Here is a 22,223-nt window from a genome sequence, read left to right on the forward strand (position 1 = left end):
TTTTTTTCAATTATACCGCATTAAAAAAGGTCAATACAATTTGTATTGACCTTCTTAATATAAATATAAACTTACTTATTATTAATCATTAATAGTCCATGATACATAATACATTGATCCTACTAATCCAGAACCAGGAGCTACAACATAATTATCTCCTGTTAAATTAGTTCCTCCAAATTTCAATCTTGATCTGTTCGAGAACCTCCAGTTAATTTGTGCATCTAATACTGTTCTAGCATCAATTTGAGCATCTAGTATACTTGACTCCCATAAGAAGTCATTTTGCCAACGTACATTCACGTTAAACCCAATATTCTTAATTATATTAGGATTACCAAACATCACCTTAAATCTGTGCTCTGGTGTATTAAACCCAGCCTTAAAACTTGGATCAGAATTTTGATCAAAGCTAAATCTAGACCAAGTATAATTTGCTCCTAAATTAAATGTCTTAAATACTTTTGTATTCATTCCTATTCCTAAACCATAAGAACTTACATCTGCTTTTGAATTTGTATATACCGATAGGCTTGTTACATCTCCATTTTCCAGTGCTGTTCTACCATTTCCAGCCGTACCTGAATAATTTGGCACAAACACATTTTTAAACGCTGTAAAATCTTTATAATCGTTATAGTACCCATTAATATCAAGCTCTAATACATTATCATCACTTAAACCGATAATACTTCTATATCCTAATTCAAATGTACCTACTTGTTCTGGTCTTATGGTCTCTAAATTGGCCGCAGCTCCACCATTAACAAGTCTCGCGTTATCAAAAACATAGTCTCCTGTAATTGTAGAAGTACCACCACCTCCAAAGTTATTCACTTGAACGTTAAAACGACTTAAGTTATCACTAGCTGTTCCAAAAACAAATTCATTAGGTCCAATTCGTAAACCTAAATATCTTTCTAAAGTACTTGGATTTCTAAAACCTGTTTGAAACGATGCTCTTAAGATATGATTTCTACTTTCTCCTAACGAATAGTTCAATGCAAATCTCGGTGAGTAATTTGCTTTTAATTCAGATGTTTTATCATAACGAATAGATGAGGTTAACTTTAATCTATCATCCAAGAATTTCTTTTGTAACTGTGCATATGCACCAAAATCTTGGAAGTTTATCTTTTCATCCTTATCTGTAAACAATGTTCCTTGAGAATTTACATCTGTATTACGGTAACTCATACCTACCTGAAACTCTCCCCATTTGATTAAATCTCTAAAGTTATAGTTAGCATCAAAATGATAGAAAGATGTGTTATCAAAAATTGCAGCTCCACCTTCATTCACAGAAGTATTGATGATTCGATCAACTTCAGTTTTAAATGCCGCTGTACCAGGTTGTAATCTATTTCTATTTGCAAAAGTTCTTGCATCCGCATCATTACCAAGACTTAATCCAGGGATTGTAACTGCACCACTTAACACTCCAGCATATTCAAGAAACCAATTTCTATTTGGGTTATACGCTTCATTTAAAGCTAATCCTAATGATCTTAAATCATAACTTTTTCCTGCATCATTTGCTGTATAATATCCTCTAGCAAAAAAATTCTTTCCTACTAACTCCAATCTATGCTGTTGCATGAAGTTACCTCTTTGTGCATACCTACTTGTTCCTTGATAAATTAAATCACCAGTGGTAAAACGTGAATTTAAGATAATTTCTAATTTATCATTCTTCCAAGGCCTATAGTGAATAGAACCATCAAACTTTAAGTTTTTACTATTGTAATCAATCAAGTCACTTTCAAGATACCCCGTTCTACTTACTTCAATTGGAGGTAATGCAGCATTTAGTGAACTTAAATCAACACTAAAATCATCTCCATATACATTTAATCCATCATAATCTGTATTCGTAGTTCTATTTCCAGCTATTTTAGTTCCACCAACACCCGTTGTATTAGACTCATCAATGGCATGCCATTCTTCAGCCTCAAAATAGTTGAAATTAACTTTCGCTGCTAAATAATCATTAAACTTATATGCCATTCTAATCCCCACATCATAAAACACATCATTATCCACTGATGCATCTTGAGATATGATACCAGTCTTTATAGAAGTACTAATTCCTGTATAGGTAAATGGACTTTTACTTGTCATTAATAAAATTCCGTTAAATGCATTTGCACCATATAAAGCAGAAGAAGCACCTGGAAGAATTTCTACACTATGTACATCTAATTCTGAAATCCCTACGTAATTACCGAATGAGAAATTCAAAGCTGGTACAGAGCTATCAACTCCATCAACTAACTGTACAAATCGAGTATTATCAAATGTAGAGAACCCTCTTGTGTTAATAGATTTAAATCCATAACTACTTTCACGAGACTCTACTCCTTTTAAGTTAGTTAAACCATCATAAAAAGAAGGTGATGTATTATTTCGAATATCAGTGATCCCCATTCTTTCAATAGTTACTGGAGATTCAATAACTCGTTCTGGAGCTCTCGAAGCCGAAACTACTACTTCTTCTAATGAGATATTCTCTTTTAAGATTACATTAATTTCTTGGTCTTTGCTAGTTACATTAATTATCTCTGCCTGATAACCGAATGCTGTTACCTGTATATCTAACGGAAAGGATTTTGAAGTGGTTATTGTAAAATTCCCGTCTGCATCAGATACTACTATGGTATTATCTATTCTAATTGAGGCACTTTGGAAGGGTTCTAGATATTCATCAAAAACTTTCCCTTCAATGGTAGTTTGCGCGTAAAAGGACAAACTACACAACATAAAAACTGTTGAGAGTAGTTTTCTAAACATATATATTTATTTTGAATTGGTTGAAAAATTGGTATGTATATTCTATACTTATTCTTCTAAAGAGAATGTAATAGGAAAACCGTATTTAACAGCTACACGACTTCCATTCTTTTTAGCAGGAGCAAATTGCGGTAGTTTGTGAACTACATTTTGAGCTACATGATTTAAAATCTCTCCATTTTTAGGTCCTAAAGTCTTTATATTCTTTACGTTTCCGTCTTTATCAATAATAAAACGAACCCAAACTTCTCCTTGAATCGATTCTTGTACTGCTTTACTCGGATAATGAAAATACTTTTGGATATGCTTCATCATTTCTTCATTAAAGCAGTCTACTCGTTCTCCTTTCTTTGTTTTTTTGCATGCACTAAAAGAAGGAATTTTATCTACTTCACTAAACTTAGAGGCTTTTCTTACTTCCTCTGCAGATAATTTATTTTTAAGGTCTTCTATATTTGTCTTAAAAGCTAGTCCCTTTGTTATAGGACTTTCGTTTGCTGTACTTTGAATACCAGATGTACCCAAACTTCCTACGCCTGTAGCAGCTTGCTTTTTAGCTAGCTCTCTTTTTTTCATAAAGCGCTTACTAGCCGAAACTTTTACGGTAATTTGTCTTGATTTTTTCTTGTTTGATGGTTCTTCGACTGCACATTTTGTAATACTATTTACATCGAAAGAATCCTCAGGAGTCTCGCAAACTTCTTTTTGCGCGAACATACTGGTAATGCTTATCATCACCAATATAAGTAGCAGGTGTATTTTTGTCATAATATTGGGGGCATTATAGTTTATATACAAGTCCTATTTAAAATCTATAGTTTGGGGCTAAATAGAAACCAGTGTACAAAAATATGTTTTTTTCACTTAAAAATTGTTAATTTTAATGAAAAAGGGGAAATTCCCCACAAAAACACAACCCTCTCAATAACAACTCATTACTCTCCTAATGTAAAATTCATAGGGAAAGTATATTCTACATTGATTGACTCGCCATTTTGTTTACCTGGAATAAAGTCTGGCAATAGCGAAACAATACGAATTGCTTCCTTCTTTAAAGACTCTCCATACTTCGGAGCCGTAACCTTTACATTGTCAACATAACCATTTGAATTAATAACAAAACTAACCCAAACATTTCCTTCTATTTCATTGATTAATGCTTCTTCTGGGTACATGAAATTTTCCTCAATATGTTTTTTCATTTCATAATTGAAACAATCTACCCCACTCAGCCCACTATTGTTACATGACTTAAACTGTGGTATATCTTCTACTTCACCAAAAGTCATACTAGCTTTAACTTCTTTTTTAGTATACATAGTTTCAACAACCTGCTGCACCTTTTCCTTAACATCTTTTAGGTCTTCACTTTCAAATGCATGAACAGACATACTCAAGTGAGTTAATGCATTCACTTGGATTGCTTCTTTTCGCTCAAATGCTCTTTTCTTAAAATATCTCTGACTTGAAACTTGTGATTGATGTTTAATGGTTTTATCTTTAGGCAATTTCTCTTCTACCTCACATTTTTTAGATGCGATGGCATTAACATCAACTAGAACTGGCTCTTCGTTACTTGTACATATTTCTTGAGCAATGGATTGCTGAAACATGCACATTACTAAGAGTAATGGCAGTATTTTTTTCATGACACAACTATTTAATCCTTTATATCAGCAAGAAGCTTAAAGGTAAGTTCAACATAGAAAAATTACTGCTTAGGTTTGGGGAAGGGGAATACAAGGTTTTCATAATTAAGGGGACTCATATAAGGGTTAAACAAATAAATGTACTCTAAATATAATATTTTTTTCGAAAAAACACAATTCAATGTACTAATTGTTTGTTTTTATGTACAATTAATACTCATAATCATAGAGAAAATCGTTGTACGGAAAACGCTGAATGTGAATCTTTTTCACCTCTCCGTAGACTTTCTCTTTAAAATTTTCAAGATTGTCTTTATTTAATGCAGAAATAAAAATACTCTGTTTTTCTAAATCATGCATCCATGTTTTTTTCCAATCTTCAATTGTATAGTGTTTTTTTGTTTTTTCTGTGGTTAAATCATCTTCTTCAATAATTTCATGAGTATAAGCATCAATTTTATTAAAAACCATTACCGTTGGTTTATCAACACTATCAATTTCACCTAATATTTTATTTACTGAAGCAATATGATCTTCAAAATTAGGATGTGAAATATCTACCACGTGAAGTAATAAATCTGCTTCACGAACCTCATCTAAAGTAGATTTAAACGACTCAACTAATTGCGTTGGCAGCTTTCTAATAAATCCAACCGTATCCGTCATTAAGAAAGGGATATTCTTTATAACAACTTTTCGAACTGTAGTATCTAGCGTAGCAAATAATTTATTTTCTGCAAACACATCACTTTTACTTACAACATTCATCAAAGTTGATTTCCCAACATTTGTATATCCAACCAATGCTACTCGAACCATTTTTCCACGATTCTTTCTTTGCACTGACATTTGCTTATCTATTGTTTCTAATTTCTTTTTTAACAAAGAAATTTTATCACGAATAATACGACGGTCTGTTTCTATCTCTGTTTCACCAGGTCCACGCATTCCAATCCCCCCTTTTTGTTTATCAAGGTGGGTCCACATTCTTGTTAATCGTGGCAATAAATATTGATATTGTGCCAGTTCTACTTGTGCTTTAGCCGAACTTGTTTGTGCTCTACTAGCGAAAATATCTAAAATTAAGTTTGTTCTATCTAATATCTTACAATCTAAAATACGCTCAATATTTCTCAATTGTGCTGGTGATAATTCATCATCAAAAATAGCTGTACCTATGTTATTAGATTCAATATACATTTTAACATCCTCTAACTTACCACTACCTAAAAATGTTTTAGGGTTAGGTTTTTCCATTTTCTGCACAAAACGTTTTACCGTAATACCTCCTGCAGTTTCAGTTAAAAACTCTAATTCATCTAAATATTCCTCAGCTTGTTGCTCGTCTTGATGTTGGGTTATAATACCTATTAAAACCGCTTTCTCAGATATGGCTACTCTTGTTTCAATCATAGAATGCAAAAGTACAAATTTCTTGTTGTTACAAACACATTTAAACTAGCAGATTAAAATTATAACTGACATTTTTGGAACCTTCAAAAATCAATACTCTAATTATACAAAACATAAAAAAAACCTCATTGAAAAATGAGGTCTTTACACACAACTAAAAAGTTATTATTTCGCCTTTACAACTAAAGGCATTCTATAAACCTTATTTTTTATAATTAACTCACTTGAGATTTTTTTATAGTTTAATTTTGACTTTACATAACCACATACTTGTTCATTTTTACAATCAATATCAAGAATAACGATCTCACCATTCTTATTGATTAAAAACTCAACACTTGTTTTAACATCTTTAGATACTGTAAAACTTGTTTTCCCTAAAAGTTCAACAATTTTACTTCTAATTTCATTTTTTGCAGGGTTTTCGTTAACCGCAAAAGAAGAGGCGCTTAACAACATTACTACTACAAGAACAACTAATTTTTTCATTTTTTTAAAGTTTAAAAAGTTAATAATTACGTCTTATCTAAACGCACTACAAACATAACTCAGCCTTCTAGTTTTTTCTGTATTTTTGAAGTTATTAAAAGTTTCTTTATTTGTTAGTTACGTATTAAACAGCTTCTTTATTTACAAGGGCTTAACATTGTTTATTTAAAAGAAATCTTCTCTTTATTTTCCTTTTTTATTAGTGTTTACCTCAAATAAATAGTATCCTTTTAAAACAAAATCGTTTACATATAGAAAAATTGAAAAAACAGTTAATTAGAAGTGTTAAAACATAATTAATTCATACCTTAGGAACCCTCGTTTTAATACTTTTTAATTTGAAAAATAGAAGAAAAAACACTTTTACAGTTGGATTTTATAATGTAGAAAACTTGTTTGACACAGTTAATAATCCGAACACAGCTGATGACGATTTTACTCCGAATGGAAAACATAGATGGAATAAGAAAAAGTATTATCAAAAAATTAGAAAAATAACATCTGTTATTTCTCAAATAGGAAAAGAACAATCGAATCTACCACCAGTTATTGTTGGTCTGGTAGAAGTAGAAAATGCTACTGTTGTAAAAGATTTAGTACGTCATAAAAACTTATTGAAATACAATTATGACTACGTGCATTTTGAATCAAATGATGAAAGAGGTATTGATGTATCCTTAATATATAACAGGAATTTTTTTATCGAGCTTTCTTCTAAGACCTATTCATTAAACTTAATCGATGATGATGGTTCACCAGACTACACTAGAGATGTATTAGTAGTTAAAGGAAGTCTCTATAACGAACTTGTTTACATTATTATAAATCATTGGCCTTCGAGAAGAGAGGGTGAAGAAGAAACAAAGCACAAACGCATTAAAGCCGCTGAATTAAACCAATACATAATTGAGGAAATAAAGAAAGAAACTGAAAATCCTAAAATACTCATCATGGGAGATTTTAACGATAACCCTACAAGTGAAAGTATTCAAAATCATTTGGTTTCGGAAGAACTTTATAACCCAATGAAAGAATTATATAAAAAAGGTAAAGGAACTTTAACGTATTATAAGGAGTGGCATTTATTTGATCAAATTATCATTTCGAAAAACTTTTTTGATTCTAATAGCTATCACAGTTTCTTAAAGGCACGTGTTTTTGCTAAAGATTGGTTGAGAAGCCATAGAGGAAAGTATAAAAACAGTCCTTTTAGAACCTATATTGGTCCTTGGCATCAGGGAGGATACTCTGATCACTTCCCTGTATATTTAACTTTTGAAAAAGAAGAATAGTGGATTCTATTCTTCTTTCTTTTCTTCAGTTTCTATAATTCCTAGACGCTTAGCTCGTTTCTCCCAGCTTTTTCTGGCTAAGTTTTGAAGATCTTCTACATTGTCGCTTTCATCCATAATTTCAAAACCAAGTAAGGTTTCAATAACATCTTCTTGAGTTACTAAACCACTTACAGAGCCATATTCATCTACTACTAATGCTAAATGCTCTCTTTGTTCAATTAACTTCTCAAATAAACTTGGAATTGATAAATCTCTAGAAGCAACAATGATATTCCTTTTAATAGAACTTAAAGGCTCATTTCCTTTATTATCTACCATTGCTAATAACATCTGATCTTTTAATATATATCCAGTTATGTTATCCGCATTATCTGCATACACCGGTACCCTTGAAAAGCGTAATGACTTATTTCCTTCAAAAAAAGATTGAATTGTTTGACTTTCATCAGCTGTTTTTAATACAGTACGAGGAGTCATTATATGTTTTGCTTGTACTTCTTTAAAGTTAATCATATTACGAATAACTTTACTTTCACTTTCTTTAAAAACTCCTTCTTGTTCTGCAATATCAGTCATCGCATGAAAATCTTCTCTACTTAATACACTTTCTCCATGCGCACCTTTACCCCCTATTAATTTAGTAGTTAATTGGAGCATCCATAAAATCCCTGTCCATTTTAAAGGAAAAATTAATGCATTTAGAGCTTTCGCAGTAAAATTGGCTAATCCTTTCCAATAGGTAGCACCTATTGTTTTTGGTATAATTTCAGAAACTACTAAGATTAAAATAGTCATAATAGCTGATACTATTCCTACCATATTAACTCCTAAAACTTCAAATTTATATGGTAATTGTTCTGCTTGTACCCCAACAAGAATTGCTCCAACAGTATGTGCAATTGTATTTAGGGTTAAAATAGCAATTAAAGGTTTATCAACATCTTTTTTAAGCTCTTCTAACTCTGTTGCAAAAGCTTTCCCTTCTTTTTTCTTTACATTAATAAAGGTTGGGGTAACACTTAATAATACCGCTTCTAAAATAGAACATAAAAAGGAAAAAAATATAGATACGATTGCGTAAACTATTAATAAAGTCATTCTTCAAAATTTTATTCAAAAATACACAAAAAAGAAAACCTTAAGAATTTCTTCTTAAGGTTTATTATTTTTTATTAGATAGTTTCTAATTAAAACGTATAATTAACTCCTAAACCAAATACTTCTCTTGTTTGAAAACCTCTAAAGGCGTTATCATCATAAATAGTTTGTAATGCTAAGTTTGCTGATAAAAACTTATTAATCTTCATTACAACATTTACAGTATAGTCGATATCTACATTTTGAAAATCTTCTAAGTAGTTACTATATAAGTTTAAAATATTTTCTACAGATACATTTTCCATTAACTCAAACTTGTAATACCCGCTAATTGAAGCACCTAATTCATAACGTGTAGTCTCGTTTGGAGCAACTCCAAAATAAGATCCTCCTGCTGGTAATCCGTTTGTGAAATCAGCATCTACAACCACTAATTTAGAAGTTGCTGGCGCAATGTTTACTTTTAAGTTATCGTGTTTTTTCCACAACATACCTGGTCCAAATTGGAAATATGCTGGTGAGAAAAAGTGTGAAGTTTGCACTCCATTTACATCTGTAGAAGACATTTGTGTTTTAAAGTTAAAAAACGCTGAGTAATACCAATTACCATGAGCTTTTTTACCTAACAAAGAGTTTAACTCAAAACGATCATCTGTTTTTTGTAAGCTCTGACCTCTTAACTTTGTTAAACCGTAAGAAGCAATTATTTTGTTATCCCAATTCCAATCTCCTTTCGCATAGTTGAAATCATAGTTTAATCCTAAAGTTCCAGAAATATTGTTAGTTCCTCCAGCTAACCAATTGTTAAATGCAGATTGATTAAATAAAAAGCTAATATTTCCTTCTTTTTTCCATCCTTCTTTCTTTTCTTCCTTTTTTTCCTCCTGTGCACTCACTGTTAAAGCTCCAAATAAAACAGCTATAGCTAATAATTTTTTCATTGTTTTGTTATTTTACTATTTTGATTTTTTAGCGCGCAAATATACGTACTCGCTATAGTTAGACAAAGATATTTTAAAAAAGTCACTTTTGATGGAAAAGATAATTAATCCCTAAACCAAAAACTTCTTTAAATTGTATTTTACTAGAAGCATTGTCATCAATAATAGCATGAAACCCAAGGTTCATAGACAACCATTTATTAACTTTTACAAAAAAGTTTAATTGATAATCTACATCAACATTCTGAGGGTTATTCAAGTAATCAGAGTAGACTGCTAAAATGTTTTCCATTGTTACATCTTCCATGATTACATATTTAAAGTATGCCGATAAATTGAAACCTAAACCTAGATCACTGGTTTTCCCTTCATCAACACCATATTTACCAGAAAACTCATCTGTAACAAAGGTAAAACGTGCAGTGGCTGGCGCAATATTTATACGTTCATTGTCTGATTTTTTCCATAGCATACCTGGTCCAAAACTCCAATATGCTGGTGCAAAAAAGTTCGACACTTCTACTTTCGGTTCTTGTTTATAATCATATCCTTTAGTATACTGTGTTTTAAAATTACTAAAGAATGAAAAAAACCAATATCGCTGTGCTTTTAAACCCAATAAGGAATTATACTCAAATCTATCGTCGGTTTTTCTGATTCCTTGTTCATCTACATAACTCAACCCGTAACTCGAGATTACCTTGTTATCCCAGTTCCAATTTTTCTTTTTGTAGTTAAAATCGTAGTTCACTCCAATATTTCCAGCAATACTATTGCTTCCCCCTGCAGTCCAGTTAGAAAACGAAGATTGATTGAATAAAAAAGTTAGCTTCCCTCCTATAGTCCATTTTTTGGGAATGCTATCTTTCTTTTCTTGAGATTGGATTAATTGAACACAACAAATGAAAACGAGTAGTAGTATTTTTTTCATTTTGAAGCTTACTAAGCAGGGGGTTATTTTTTCTTTTTAAACAAGGGTACTGTTGAACATGCCTCACCAAACATAATGGTTCTGGCAACAGGTTGTATTTTTTCTATTAATAAGGTATACGCTGAAGGAGGGATAGGTTTATTCGCACATCCTTTTACAATAACAGGCTTGTTTTCGTACTCCGTTATGTCTAACTCACTAATAATCTCTTGGTAAAGTACTGTTTCTAACAACTCCAAGCTACCTACTACCACTTTATTAGTGTACACAGATAATTCAGTTGTTAATAATAGATAAGCCCATGATGGAATAATAGCATCAGTTGAACATGTCAATGCTACATAGGTATCTTGGTACTGTGCCCAATCGTGATTTTTAACCTGCTCTCTAAAGTCTTTTTCTCTTAAGATTAAGCCTTCAAACAACCAATCTTTAACATCAAAAACCACACGACTCCCTTTTGGATAGAAATCTTCCAAATCAATAGTAACTAATTTACTATTGGCTACTCTATTTACAATTTCATCTGCCATTTTATAAAAGCCCTAATTCTAATTTAGCTTCTTCACTCATCATATCTTGTGTCCAAGTTGGATCAAAAGTAATTTCCACCTCACAATTATTAATTTCATCAAGTGTTTTTACTTTGTCTTCTACCTCAACAGGTAAAGTTTCTGCTACCGGACAATTTGGTGAGGTTAACGTCATTAATATTTTTGCATCATTATCTTCTGAAACAAAAACATCATAAATTAACCCTAACTCGTAAATATCAACTGGAATCTCCGGATCAAAGATTGTTTTTAATACTCTTACAATTTTATCACCTAACTCTTCTAATTTATCTTCTGTCATAATCTTTTCTTTAGTTTGTTAATTTAGATTGCTGTGCAATTGCATACATTTTTATTTGTTTCACCATAGACACTAATCCATTTGCTCTTGTCGGACTTAAATGTTCTTTTAATCCAATTTCATCTATAAAGCCTGTATCTGCATCTAGAATGGCTTGTGGTTTTTGGTCGGAAAAAACACGCAATAATAACGCTACAATCCCTTTTGTTAAGATAGCATCACTATCTGCGGTAAACTTTAAAATATCTCCTTCCAAATCAGAATGTAACCACACCTTAGACTGACAGCCTTTAATTAAATTTTCATCTAATTTATAGGTCTCATCAATCAATGGTAACGACTTTCCTAATTCAATTATATATTCATAACGCTCCATCCAATCCTCAAACATTGAGAACTCATCAATAATTTCTTCTTGTATTTCTTTGATAGTCATTTTTTAGAACTATTTTTGCACTGTCGCAGACAGATTTTATTTGAATGTGCAAAATTACATATTAAATTTAAGAAATGAGTAAATTATTAGCAGTAGGTACAGTAGCATTTGATGCAATTGAAACCCCTTTTGGAAAAACTGATAAAATTTTAGGAGGATCGGGAACTTTCGTTGGTTTAGCAGCTTCTCAATTTGGAGTAAAGACTGGTGTTGTTTCTGTAGTGGGAGGAGATTTCCCTCAAGACTATTTAGACATGATGAATTCTAAAGGAATCAATACCGATGGAATTGAAATCGTTAAAGATGGAAAGACCTTCTTTTGGAGTGGAAAATATCATAACGATATGAATTCTCGTGATACATTGGTAACTGAATTAAATGTTTTAGAACATTTTCAACCAGTAGTTCCAGAAGAGTTTAAAGATGCTGGTATTGTAATGCTAGGTAATTTACACCCATTAACACAAGCTTCTGTATTAGATCAAATGAACGAACGTCCTAAGTTAGTTGTCTTAGATACAATGAATTTCTGGATGGACATTGCTTTAAATGATTTACATGAAGTTTTAAAGCGTATTGATGTAATTACAATCAATGATGAAGAGGCTCGCCAATTAAGTGGAGAATATTCATTAGTTAATGCTGCTAAGAAGATTCATGAAATGGGACCTAAATATGTAGTAATTAAAAAAGGAGAACACGGAGCTTTATTATTTAATGAAGGAAAAATGTTCTTTGCTCCAGCATTACCATTAGCAGAAGTATTTGACCCAACGGGAGCAGGAGATACTTTCGCAGGAGGTTTCTGTGGATATTTAGCTAAAACCGAAGATGTTTCTTTTGAAAATATGAAAAACGCAATTATCTACGGTTCCAACTTAGCATCGTTCTGTGTTGAAAAATTCGGAACACTGCGCATGGAAGAGCTAACTAGCGAAGAAGTTCAAACTCGCTTGCAAGCATTTAAAGAATTAACACAATTTGATATCGAATTATCATAATTATAAATCCGCGCTTTTTGGTGCGGATTTTTTTATACAACAACACACACCTACAACACAACTAAATAACTAAAAATTAAATGAGTGACGCTATAAAACACGAATGCGGAATTGCAATGGTAAGATTGTTAAAACCATTGGAATACTATAAAGAAAAATATGGAACTGCATTTTATGGTGTAAACAAAATGTACTTGTTAATGGAAAAACAGCACAATCGCGGACAAGATGGTGCAGGTTTAGCAAGTATCAAATTTAATGTAGAACCTGGAACGAGATACATTAGTAGAATTCGTTCTAACAAAACACGTCCTATCCAAGATATCTTTGGACAAATTAACGAGCGTGTTAACGGAGTTTTCCAGAAAAACCAAGACAAACTTGATGATGTAAAATGGCAAGAAGAGAACATTCCATATTTAGGAAATCTATTCTTAGGACATGTTCGTTATGGTACTTTTGGAGGAAATAGTATTGAAAATGTACACCCTTTCTTACGTCAAAGTAACTGGAGACATCAAAGTTTAATCGTTGCTGGTAATTTTAACATGACCAATTCTAGAGAGTTAATGGACGAACTTATTGAATTAGGTCAACATCCAAAGGAAGCTACCGATACTGTTACTGTAATGGAAAAAATCGGACATTTCTTAGAAGATGAAGTAGCAGACATGTACTTAAAAGCCAAAGCAGAAGGATTAAATAAAAAAGATGCTTCACCTTTTATTGAAGAGCAATTAGATATACAACGTATTTTAAAACGTTCTTCGAGAAACTGGGATGGTGGATATGCTATGGCCGGATTAATTGGACATGGTGATGCTTTTGTATTAAGAGATCCATCAGCAATTAGACCTGCTTTTTATTACAAAGATGATGAAGTAGTAGTTGTTGCTTCTGAAAGACCAGTGATTCAAACTACTTTTAATGTTCCTATTGAAGAAATTAAGGAAATTGAACGTGGGAATGCACTTATTATAAAGAAAAACGGGAACGTTTCTATGAAAGAAGTGTTAGCTCCTAGAGAAAAAAAGGCTTGTTCTTTTGAACGTATCTATTTCTCAAGAGGTAGTGATGCTTCTATTTATGAAGAGCGTAAAAACTTAGGAAAATATGTTTTTCCTGAAGTTTTAAAATCTATAGATCACGATTTAGAAAATACTGTTTTCTCATATATACCAAATACAGCAGAAACTTCATTCTTTGGAATGATTGAAGCTGCAGAGGATGTATTAAACAAGCAAAAAACAGATGCTATTATCGCTGGTGAAGGAAAGCTTTCAAAAGAACGTGTTACTGAAATACTATCACAGCGTCCACGTTTTGAAAAAATAGCTATTAAAGATGCTAAGCTTCGTACTTTTATTACTGATGATAGTAGTAGAGATGACTTAGTAGCGCACGTATATGACGTTACTTACGGAGTGGTAAAACCTATCGATAACTTAGTTATTATAGACGATAGTATTGTACGTGGTACAACCCTTAAAAAGAGTATTATTAAAATCTTAGACCGTTTAAGCCCTAAGAAAATAGTAGTAGTATCATCTGCTCCTCAAATTCGTTACCCAGATTGTTACGGAATTGACATGGCTAAAATTGGTGATTTTATTGCCTTTAAAGCAGCAGTTGAATTATTAAAAGAAACAGGTAAAGAACAAGTTATAGAGGACGTTTACAATAAATGTAAACAACAACAAGCAAATCAAGACAAAGACATTGTTAATTATGTAAAAGAGATTTATGCTCCTTTTACCGATGAGCAAGTTTCTATGAAGATTGCTGAAATGTTGAAGACCTCTGAAATTAAAGCAGATGTTGAAGTAATTTTTCAACCGGTAAGCGGACTGCATAAAGCATGCCCGGATAATTTAGGAGATTGGTATTTTACAGGTGATTATCCAACAGACGGAGGTCATCGTGTAGTAAACAATGCCTTTATTAATTATTACGAAGGAAACGACAAAAGAGCATACTAAAAACAAAAACCGTCAATTAAATTGGCGGTTTTTTTATTCATAAATTCTATGAAGTACCCCACTTTATTTATCTTGTTTGTAGTATTTTTAGGTTGTTCTAAACCATCAAAAAACACATCTATGCAAAAGAAGATTGTTGTTGCACATCGAGGAGCCTCTGGTTATTTGCCAGAGCACACTATGGAAGCTAAAGCTATGGCCTATGCAATGCATCCAGATTATATAGAACAAGATTTGGTGTTAAGTAAAGATGATGTTCCTGTGGTGATTCATGATATTTATTTAGATGATGTTACCAATGTTCACGAAATTTTTCCTGATAGAAAAAGAGCAGACAATCGTTATTATGTAATTGATTTTACTTTTGATGAATTACAACAATTACAAGTTACAGAACGATTTGACCCTAAAACAGGAAAGCAATTTTACCCAAAACGTTTTCCAAAAGGAAAAGGAAACTTCAAATTACATTCTCTTCAGCAAGAAATAGAACTAATACAAGGATTAAACTATAGTACTGGTAAGGATATTGGGATTTATCCTGAAATTAAAAATCCAGAGTTTCATCATACCAACGGAAAAGACATTGCCAAAATTACTTTGGATGTTCTTAGCGAATATGGATATAAAACCAAATCCGACAAATGTATTTTTCAATGTTTTGACGCTAAAGAACTGGAACGTGTTAGAAAAGAGCTTAACTCGAACTTGTTTTTAGTTCAATTAATCGAATTTGAAGAAGAAACCAAACAATTAACACATTTTGCCACCTATGCAGATGGTATTGGGCCTTGGTACAAACAAATTTTATCGAAAAAAGTAGATGGGAAATTTACCTTTACAAATTTAGTAGAGCAATCTCATAAATATGGTTTAAAAGTACACCCGTATACTTTTAGAGCTGATCAGTTAGATGAGTTTTCTTCTTTTGATGAAATGATGCATGTTTTATTGATTGATGCAAATGTAGATGGTGGATTTACCGATTTTCCAGATAAAATGGTTGCATTTCTATCTAAACAGTAACCTCAATAAGTTTCTTTCTATAAACAGACAATAATTTAGATTTTGATATAAATCCTAAATACTTATTGTCTTTTACTACAGGAAGGTTCCAAGCACCGCTTTCCTTAAACTTCTGCATGACTTGCTCTGTGGTATCATCATGAAAAATAACGGCAGGAGCACTCTTCATTAATACCTCTATGGTTAACTTATCATACATCTCCTGTTCAAACAATAACGGGCGTATATCATCTAATAAAACAACTCCCATAAAACGTTGTTTATCATCCAATACAGGAAATAAGTTTCTGGATGATTTTGCCACCCCTTCTCTTAACATTTCTCCTAATGTCATGTCTGGATGAATGGCAACAAAATTCTTTTCAATTAACTTATCTATTTTCATCATCATTAACACATTCTTGTCCTTATCATGTGTAATCAACTCCCCTCTTTTAGCCAGTTCAATAGTGTAAATAGAATTTGATACAAAATACTTTGTCAATGCATATGAAATAGCTGCTACCAACATTAAAGGGACGAATAATTCATATCCTCCAGTAATTTCAGCAATTAAGAAAATAGCTGTTAAAGGAGCGTGTAGCACTCCTGCCATTAACCCTGTCATTCCAATAAGCGTAAAATTACTCTCGGAAACATTTCCTCCAAACTGATTAATCACTTTGGCAAATACATTTCCTAAAGCACTTCCCATTACCAAAGTTGGAATGAAAATACCTCCTACTCCACCTGCGGCAAATGTAGTAGTCATTGCTATGGCTTTAAACAGTGTAATTATCAATAAAAAAATAATGACCGTCCATGTATTCTCGAAATTTAAACTGTATGGAATATCTTTTAAAGCTTCTACGGCATTTCCTTCTAATAAACTATTAATTAAATGGTATCCTTCTCCATATAAAGGCGGAATTAAAAACAGTAGCAAACCAATGATAATTCCTCCAAAAATTAGGCGATGTTTAGGCTTCTTGATTCTTTTGAAAAAATTGGTAATTGCAAAATAGATTTTAGAAAAATATACCGAAGCTATTCCTGTTCCTATTCCTAACAGCACGTAAAACAATAAATCATTTATTTGAAATTCATCTTGTAATTGAAATCCAAGCAACACATCTTTCCCTAAGAAAAAATAAGAAGTGATCACTGCAGAAACCGATGCTAATAACAACGGAACTAGTGATGCAAAGGCCAAGTCTAAACTAAAAATCTCTACCGCAAAAATAATGGCTGCAACTGGTGCTTTAAACATCGATGACATCGCTCCGGCAGTAGCACATCCAATAAGTAACATCCGTGTTTTGGTATTCATATGAAACAACTGTGCTACTCCCGATCCTAATGCTGCTCCTGTGCTTACAGCAGGTCCTTGCAATCCTGCTGAGCCTCCAAATCCTACCGTAATAGGTGCTGTTAATAAAGAAGCATACATTTTATAGCGTTCAATGATTCCGCTTCTTTTAGAAATAGCATGTAAGGTAGTTGAAATACCGTGCCCAATTTCTTTTTTAACGAACCTGTTTTTTATGTAGAAAACAATAAAAAGTCCAATTATTGGAAATATAAAATAAAGCAAGTAATGAATATCTTTAATAAATCTTCCTTCTAAGATATCTTGAAAAAAGAAGGTAAGATTTTTAAGCACTAGCGTACCTAAACCCGCTAAAAAACCAACTAAAACACTCAGTACATATACAAACTGTCTTTCAGAAATATATTTATATCTCCAAATGAGTAATTTTTTAAATAGTTTTTTTGTGTTTGGCATTTTACGGTAAACTTTGCGGATAAAATAAACGATTGCCTCATTTCTCGCAACGATATTATTTATTTATTTTTTAAAATATCTGTTCCTAAATAACCATCGTTTTTATTGTAGTACCAAGCTCTATTCTTAGGCATTTTTATCCCATTGACAGTCACCTTATCAGATAATAAAATATACTCTCCACTTGTTGGTTTTTCTTTAAAAAACTGATACACTTCCATGGCATAAGTTTCTGGATTGAAATAGAAATACCAAGTATCTGAGCCTACTTTTTGATCATAGGTAACCTTCAAGACCAAATACTCTTTTCCTTTAAAAGTTTTACGTGTTACTTTATCATGAATAATAGTGCCCTGATCTTTTAACTTCATTGGAAGTCCGTACAAATAGGTATAATAATTCTTGTATAATTTAGCACGATCACAACTCAATTTATGTTCCTTTAAAATTGCTTCTGATGGATTCTCTTGTCCGTTAAACCCAATTCTACACGCATCTTTATCAATGGTATATTCTGTAGTGTTTTCTCCTCTAGATGCTTTTACATAAAAATATTCTTCTGGAAGATTTATTTGTATTTCACTATCTCTATTCGGGCTTTTAGGTGTTTCCATGGTAACTAACAAAGTTCCTTTGAATGTGTCCCAATTTCCATTCGGATCATGATATTGAATTGCTTTATCTAACAACTGTTTTCCTGTAAGCTCTTGGGCATACGATTGAACCGATAGTATCGAAATAAAAAGTATAAGTAGTTTTTTCATATTCTAAAAGTAGCAAAAAATCTTACACTCTTCTTTTATAAATCAATATCTAATAGTTTTTTCAGTTGAAAACTCCCTTTAGAAGTAAGTACTAGCTCTCTAGTATTTTTATGCTTTCGAAACCAATCATTTGCTAACATCATTTCTAAAAAGGCATCACCTAAAGCACCGGCGATATGGTGTTTTCTTTCACTCCAATCTAAACACTGATGAGCAAACGACCTTTTTACATCTTGAATTTCCTCAGTGTTAATTCCTAAATTTAAAAACCAATGTTTTCCTTTATTGGTAACTACATACTGCTTCTCTAAAGGGGCAATGATTTCTTGAGAAATCAAAACTTCTGTAATCTTCACTCCTACTTCACCTGCCAAGTGTTTGTAACAGGTTCTTGCATAGGTAAAAGCTGTAGTCTTTGGTCTTTTAACTTTTTTGTAGTCTTTTTGTAGAGAAAGTAAACTAGCCATAGATTCAATAACCTGAGCTACCTCTGGTGAACTAAACCTGTAATAACGGTGTCTTCCTTGCTTTTCTACAATAAGGATATTGTTTTGAAGAAGTTTTGCTAAATGATTACTTGCCGATTGCAAAGAAACTCCGCTACAGTTGGCCAATTCGGTTGCTGTATATGCTCTACCATCGAGTAGATTCCAAAGCATTATTGCTCTAGATTTATCTCCTAATAAACTGGCTATTTCACTAAAATCGTTTTCTAAACTTTCCATAGGATTAATCCCAAACTTGTGGTCTTGTAATGTTCAATGTTCTTAAATAACTTAATAATTGACCTGTATGAACAGCTTCATGATATACCATTCTATTTAAATAATCTCCCAACTGCTTTATCTGGTTTACTTCTTTTCGATCAATAATAATGTTTGTCAAATCGCTTTCAGATAGTTGTTCTATCATCGCATATAACTCTATTTTATACAGCTCTGCGAATTGTAATTCATGTTGTACATCTATAAACGCTAAACCTTCCCAGGGCGATGCATAATCGCCTAAATTACCTCTATTTTTTATAATGGTATGAAATAAATGCTCTGCTTCTAACACATGTCGAATCATCTCGATACAACTCATAGCTTCACTATCGGGTTTCCAATGTAAATATTCAAAAGGAATTCCTTTCCACAAATTAATACTTCTTCGTCTGGTTTCTTTAAAGTTTAATAAAATAATCGATTTTGAGTCCATGTTTTTTCTTTTCCTCAAAGGTAAATCGATGCTAATTTTAATAGTTCATTTTAAAATGAACTATTCCTTTTTTTGTTGCTCTTTCTTTGTTGAAATCATACATCATTTTATAAATAAAAAACATTCAAGTACTTAAAGATTATGAAAAAAGATTTTAATTATACGGCAGCAGTAATTTGGACTGGAAACAAAGGAAAAGGAACATTGAATTATAATAGTTATGAAAGGAGCTATACTATGAACATAAATAATAAACCACCAATTTTAGGTTCTTCCGATGTAGCTTTTAAAGGAGATGGTACAAAATATAATCCCGAAGAACTTTTAATTACGGCTCTAGCATCATGTCATATGCTTTGGTACTTGCATTTATGTTCTGAAGAAAATGTGATCGTAACCGCTTACCAAGATGGCATCTCTGGTGTTATGAAAATAGATTCTAATGGAAAAGGTAGTTTTTCTAAAGTAACCTTAAACCCAACAGTTACCGTTTTAGAGGCTTCTATGAAAGAAAAAGCAATAGCATTACATCAAAAAGCTAATGAATATTGTTTTATAGCTAACTCAGTCAACTTTGCAATTGAACACAACCCAATATGTATTGTTATGTCATAAAAACAAAACCCCGTTCTCCATTGTGAACGGGGTTTATATTTTATATATCATTGTGAATAAAACAAAGTAATTTTTGTCTTCTGAATTTCAGTAAACAAATTACTTCTCTTTGGCTCGTAATGACCTACTATTATTCTTTTACATCTAATTGAATGCTTAACTCTTTTAACTGTGCATTGTCAATCGTTGCAGGCGCATCAATCATTACATCACGTCCAGAATTATTTTTAGGGAATGCGATAAAATCACGAATTGTTTCTTGCCCTCCTAAAATAGCTACCAAACGGTCTAAACCAAATGCTAAACCTCCGTGTGGTGGCGCACCATATTCAAATGCATCCATTAAGAATCCGAACTGAGCTTTTGCCTCTTCTTCAGTAAATCCTAAATGCTTAAACATGATAGCTTGTGTTTCTTTATCGTGAATACGAATAGAACCTCCACCGATTTCATTTCCATTTAATACTAAATCGTATGCATTTGCTTTTACATCACCTGGTTTTGTATCTAATAATTCTAACTGACCTGGTTTTGGTGAAGTAAACGGGTGGTGCATTGCATGATAATGACCTGTTTCTTCATCTAACTCTAATAATGGGAAGTCAATTACCCATAATGGAGCAAACTCGTCTGGTTTACGTAAACCTAAACGCTCTGCCATTTCCATACGTAAAGCACTTAATTGTGCACGTACTTTATTGGTGTTTCCAGAAAGCACACAGATTAAATCTCCTGCTTTTGCTCCTGTAGCTTCCGCCCATTTTGCTAAATCTTCTTGATCGTAGAATTTATCTACAGACGATTTAAACGAACCATCTTCATTACACTTTACATATACCATTCCTAAAGCTCCTACTTGCGGACGCTTTACCCAATCAATTAATTTATCAATTTCTTTACGCGTATACGAAGCTCCTCCTGGAACAGCAATACCAACTACTAATTCAGCATCGTTAAATACTTTGAAATCTTTGTGTTGTGCTACTTCGTTTAACTCACCAAACTCCATCCCAAAACGAATATCTGGCTTGTCATTTCCGTACTTACGCATTGCTTCATCAAACGTGATTCTTGGGAATTTATCTACCTCAACTCCGTTGATTTCTTTCAATAAATGACGTGTCATTCCTTCAAAAATCTCTAAGATATCTTCTTGCTCCACAAAAGCCATTTCACAGTCTATTTGTGTAAACTCTGGTTGACGATCGGCACGTAAATCTTCATCTCTAAAACACTTTACAATCTGGAAATACTTATCCATTCCACCTACCATTAATAATTGCTTAAAGGTTTGTGGCGATTGTGGTAATGCATAAAACTGACCAGCATTCATACGAGAAGGCACTAAGAAATCACGTGCTCCTTCTGGTGTAGATTTGATTAAATATGGAGTTTCTACATCAATAAATCCTTTATCTGAAAGATACTTACGTACTTCCATAGAAACTTTATGACGGAACACTAAGCTATTCTTTACTGGATTACGACGAATATCTAAATAACGATATTGCATACGAATGTCTTCTCCCCCATCTGTTTCATCTTCAATTGTAAATGGTGGTAATTTAGCTTCATTTAAAACTTCTAATTCAGCAACTAATACCTCAACATCTCCAGTAGGAATATTTGCGTTTTTAGAAGCACGCTCAATAACAGTTCCTTTTACTTGAATTACAAATTCACGCCCTAAGGTTTTTGCCTTCTCCATTAAGTCTTTAGCGGTACGCTCTTCGTCAAAAATTAACTGTGTAATTCCGTAACGATCACGTAAATCTACCCAAATCATAAATCCTTTATCACGTGATTTTTGCACCCAACCTGAAAGGGTTACTTCTGTATTGATATGCGACGCTCTTAACTCGCCACAAGTATGCGTTCTGTACATTTCTTGAAATTTTGAGGTGCAAATTTAACTATAATGTCTGTATGCAAAAAATTACCATCCCTTAGTTTTCTCTTAAATATTGTAATTTTAT

Annotated in this window: 21 protein-coding genes; 5 read left to right on the forward strand and 16 right to left on the reverse strand. The window is 32.4% G+C overall.

Features of this window, described 5'->3' with window-relative positions:
* Positions 1–81: 81 nt before the first annotated feature.
* The 5 genes from Q0873_RS06840 to Q0873_RS06860 form a co-directional block, all read right to left on the reverse strand.
* Entirely contained in the window at positions 82–2,790 is a 2,709-nt protein-coding gene (locus Q0873_RS06840) for a TonB-dependent receptor (RefSeq protein WP_299105337.1), read from the reverse strand.
* A 48-nt stretch (positions 2,791–2,838) separates the two neighbouring features.
* A complete protein-coding gene (locus Q0873_RS06845; RefSeq protein ID WP_299105339.1) occupies positions 2,839–3,558 on the reverse strand; it encodes an energy transducer TonB in 720 nt (239 codons plus the stop codon).
* Positions 3,559–3,725: 167 nt separating this feature from the next.
* A complete protein-coding gene (locus Q0873_RS06850; protein ID WP_299105341.1) occupies positions 3,726–4,439 on the reverse strand; it encodes an energy transducer TonB in 714 nt (237 codons plus the stop codon).
* A 210-nt stretch (positions 4,440–4,649) separates the two neighbouring features.
* The gene (hflX, locus tag Q0873_RS06855) at positions 4,650–5,852 is read right to left on the reverse strand and encodes a GTPase HflX (protein ID WP_299105343.1); all 1,203 of its coding nucleotides are present in this window, start codon (positions 5,850–5,852) and stop codon (positions 4,650–4,652) included.
* 165 nt (positions 5,853–6,017) lie between these two features.
* Positions 6,018–6,341, reverse strand: a complete 324-nt coding sequence (locus tag Q0873_RS06860) for a hypothetical protein (protein WP_299105346.1) — start codon at positions 6,339–6,341, stop codon at positions 6,018–6,020.
* Positions 6,342–6,679: 338 nt separating this feature from the next.
* Between Q0873_RS06860 and Q0873_RS06865 the strand changes: the two genes are divergently transcribed.
* Positions 6,680–7,633: an endonuclease gene (locus tag Q0873_RS06865; protein ID WP_299105349.1), complete on the forward strand. Its 954-nt coding sequence runs from the start codon at positions 6,680–6,682 to the stop codon at positions 7,631–7,633.
* A 6-nt stretch (positions 7,634–7,639) separates the two neighbouring features.
* Here Q0873_RS06865 and Q0873_RS06870 read toward each other — a convergent pair whose 3' ends face one another.
* From Q0873_RS06870 to Q0873_RS06895, 6 genes are all read right to left on the reverse strand, one after another.
* Positions 7,640–8,734: a hemolysin family protein gene (locus tag Q0873_RS06870; RefSeq protein ID WP_299105352.1), complete on the reverse strand. Its 1,095-nt coding sequence runs from the start codon at positions 8,732–8,734 to the stop codon at positions 7,640–7,642.
* 89 nt (positions 8,735–8,823) lie between these two features.
* Positions 8,824–9,675: a DUF3078 domain-containing protein gene (locus tag Q0873_RS06875; protein ID WP_299105355.1), complete on the reverse strand. Its 852-nt coding sequence runs from the start codon at positions 9,673–9,675 to the stop codon at positions 8,824–8,826.
* An 82-nt stretch (positions 9,676–9,757) separates the two neighbouring features.
* On the reverse strand, positions 9,758–10,606 hold the full coding sequence (locus Q0873_RS06880) for a DUF3078 domain-containing protein (protein ID WP_299105358.1): 849 nt from the start codon (positions 10,604–10,606) through the stop codon (positions 9,758–9,760).
* Between the two features lie 23 nt (positions 10,607–10,629).
* On the reverse strand, positions 10,630–11,139 hold the full coding sequence (locus Q0873_RS06885; RefSeq protein WP_299105360.1) for a DUF2480 family protein: 510 nt from the start codon (positions 11,137–11,139) through the stop codon (positions 10,630–10,632).
* Position 11,140: 1 nt separating this feature from the next.
* A complete protein-coding gene (locus tag Q0873_RS06890) occupies positions 11,141–11,461 on the reverse strand; it encodes a DUF59 domain-containing protein (RefSeq protein WP_299105362.1) in 321 nt (106 codons plus the stop codon).
* Between the two features lie 10 nt (positions 11,462–11,471).
* The gene (locus Q0873_RS06895) at positions 11,472–11,897 is read right to left on the reverse strand and encodes a SufE family protein (protein ID WP_299105365.1); all 426 of its coding nucleotides are present in this window, start codon (positions 11,895–11,897) and stop codon (positions 11,472–11,474) included.
* 74 nt (positions 11,898–11,971) lie between these two features.
* Between Q0873_RS06895 and Q0873_RS06900 the strand changes: the two genes are divergently transcribed.
* The 3 genes from Q0873_RS06900 (at position 11,972) to glpQ (ending at position 15,903) form a co-directional block, all read left to right on the forward strand.
* A complete protein-coding gene (locus tag Q0873_RS06900; protein WP_299105368.1) occupies positions 11,972–12,898 on the forward strand; it encodes a PfkB family carbohydrate kinase in 927 nt (308 codons plus the stop codon).
* Between the two features lie 80 nt (positions 12,899–12,978).
* Positions 12,979–14,877, forward strand: a complete 1,899-nt coding sequence (locus tag Q0873_RS06905; protein WP_299105370.1) for an amidophosphoribosyltransferase — start codon at positions 12,979–12,981, stop codon at positions 14,875–14,877.
* 48 nt (positions 14,878–14,925) lie between these two features.
* Positions 14,926–15,903 (forward strand): glycerophosphodiester phosphodiesterase, encoded by a 978-nt coding sequence (gene glpQ / locus Q0873_RS06910; RefSeq protein WP_299105372.1) that lies wholly within the window; start codon positions 14,926–14,928, stop codon positions 15,901–15,903.
* On the opposite strand, the gene Q0873_RS06915 is transcribed toward glpQ, so the two are convergent.
* Genes Q0873_RS06915 through Q0873_RS06930 form a run of 4 tightly spaced genes read right to left on the reverse strand, consistent with a single transcriptional unit; the run spans position 15,893 to position 19,632 of the window.
* Entirely contained in the window at positions 15,893–17,668 is a 1,776-nt protein-coding gene (locus Q0873_RS06915) for a chloride channel protein (RefSeq protein ID WP_299105373.1), read from the reverse strand. The two genes, glpQ and Q0873_RS06915, sit on opposite strands and share 11 nt — an antisense overlap.
* Before the next feature lie 59 nt (positions 17,669–17,727).
* A complete protein-coding gene (locus tag Q0873_RS06920) occupies positions 17,728–18,432 on the reverse strand; it encodes a DUF6503 family protein (RefSeq protein ID WP_299105374.1) in 705 nt (234 codons plus the stop codon).
* 35 nt (positions 18,433–18,467) lie between these two features.
* Complete coding sequence (locus tag Q0873_RS06925) at positions 18,468–19,157, reverse strand: helix-turn-helix transcriptional regulator (RefSeq protein ID WP_299105376.1); 690 nt, start codon at positions 19,155–19,157, stop codon at positions 18,468–18,470.
* Positions 19,158–19,161: 4 nt separating this feature from the next.
* Positions 19,162–19,632, reverse strand: a complete 471-nt coding sequence (locus Q0873_RS06930) for a DinB family protein (RefSeq protein WP_299105378.1) — start codon at positions 19,630–19,632, stop codon at positions 19,162–19,164.
* A gap of 141 nt (positions 19,633–19,773) precedes the next feature.
* Between Q0873_RS06930 and Q0873_RS06935 the strand changes: the two genes are divergently transcribed.
* Positions 19,774–20,247, forward strand: coding sequence for an OsmC family protein (locus Q0873_RS06935; protein ID WP_299105379.1), 474 nt, complete (start codon positions 19,774–19,776; stop codon positions 20,245–20,247).
* Positions 20,248–20,377: 130 nt separating this feature from the next.
* Here Q0873_RS06935 and aspS read toward each other — a convergent pair whose 3' ends face one another.
* Positions 20,378–22,132: an aspartate--tRNA ligase gene (gene aspS, locus Q0873_RS06940; RefSeq protein WP_299105380.1), complete on the reverse strand. Its 1,755-nt coding sequence runs from the start codon at positions 22,130–22,132 to the stop codon at positions 20,378–20,380.
* Between the last annotated feature and the right edge of the window lie 91 nt (positions 22,133–22,223).

Source organism: uncultured Tenacibaculum sp. (genome assembly GCF_947498805.1).
GTDB lineage: Bacteria > Bacteroidota > Bacteroidia > Flavobacteriales > Flavobacteriaceae > Polaribacter.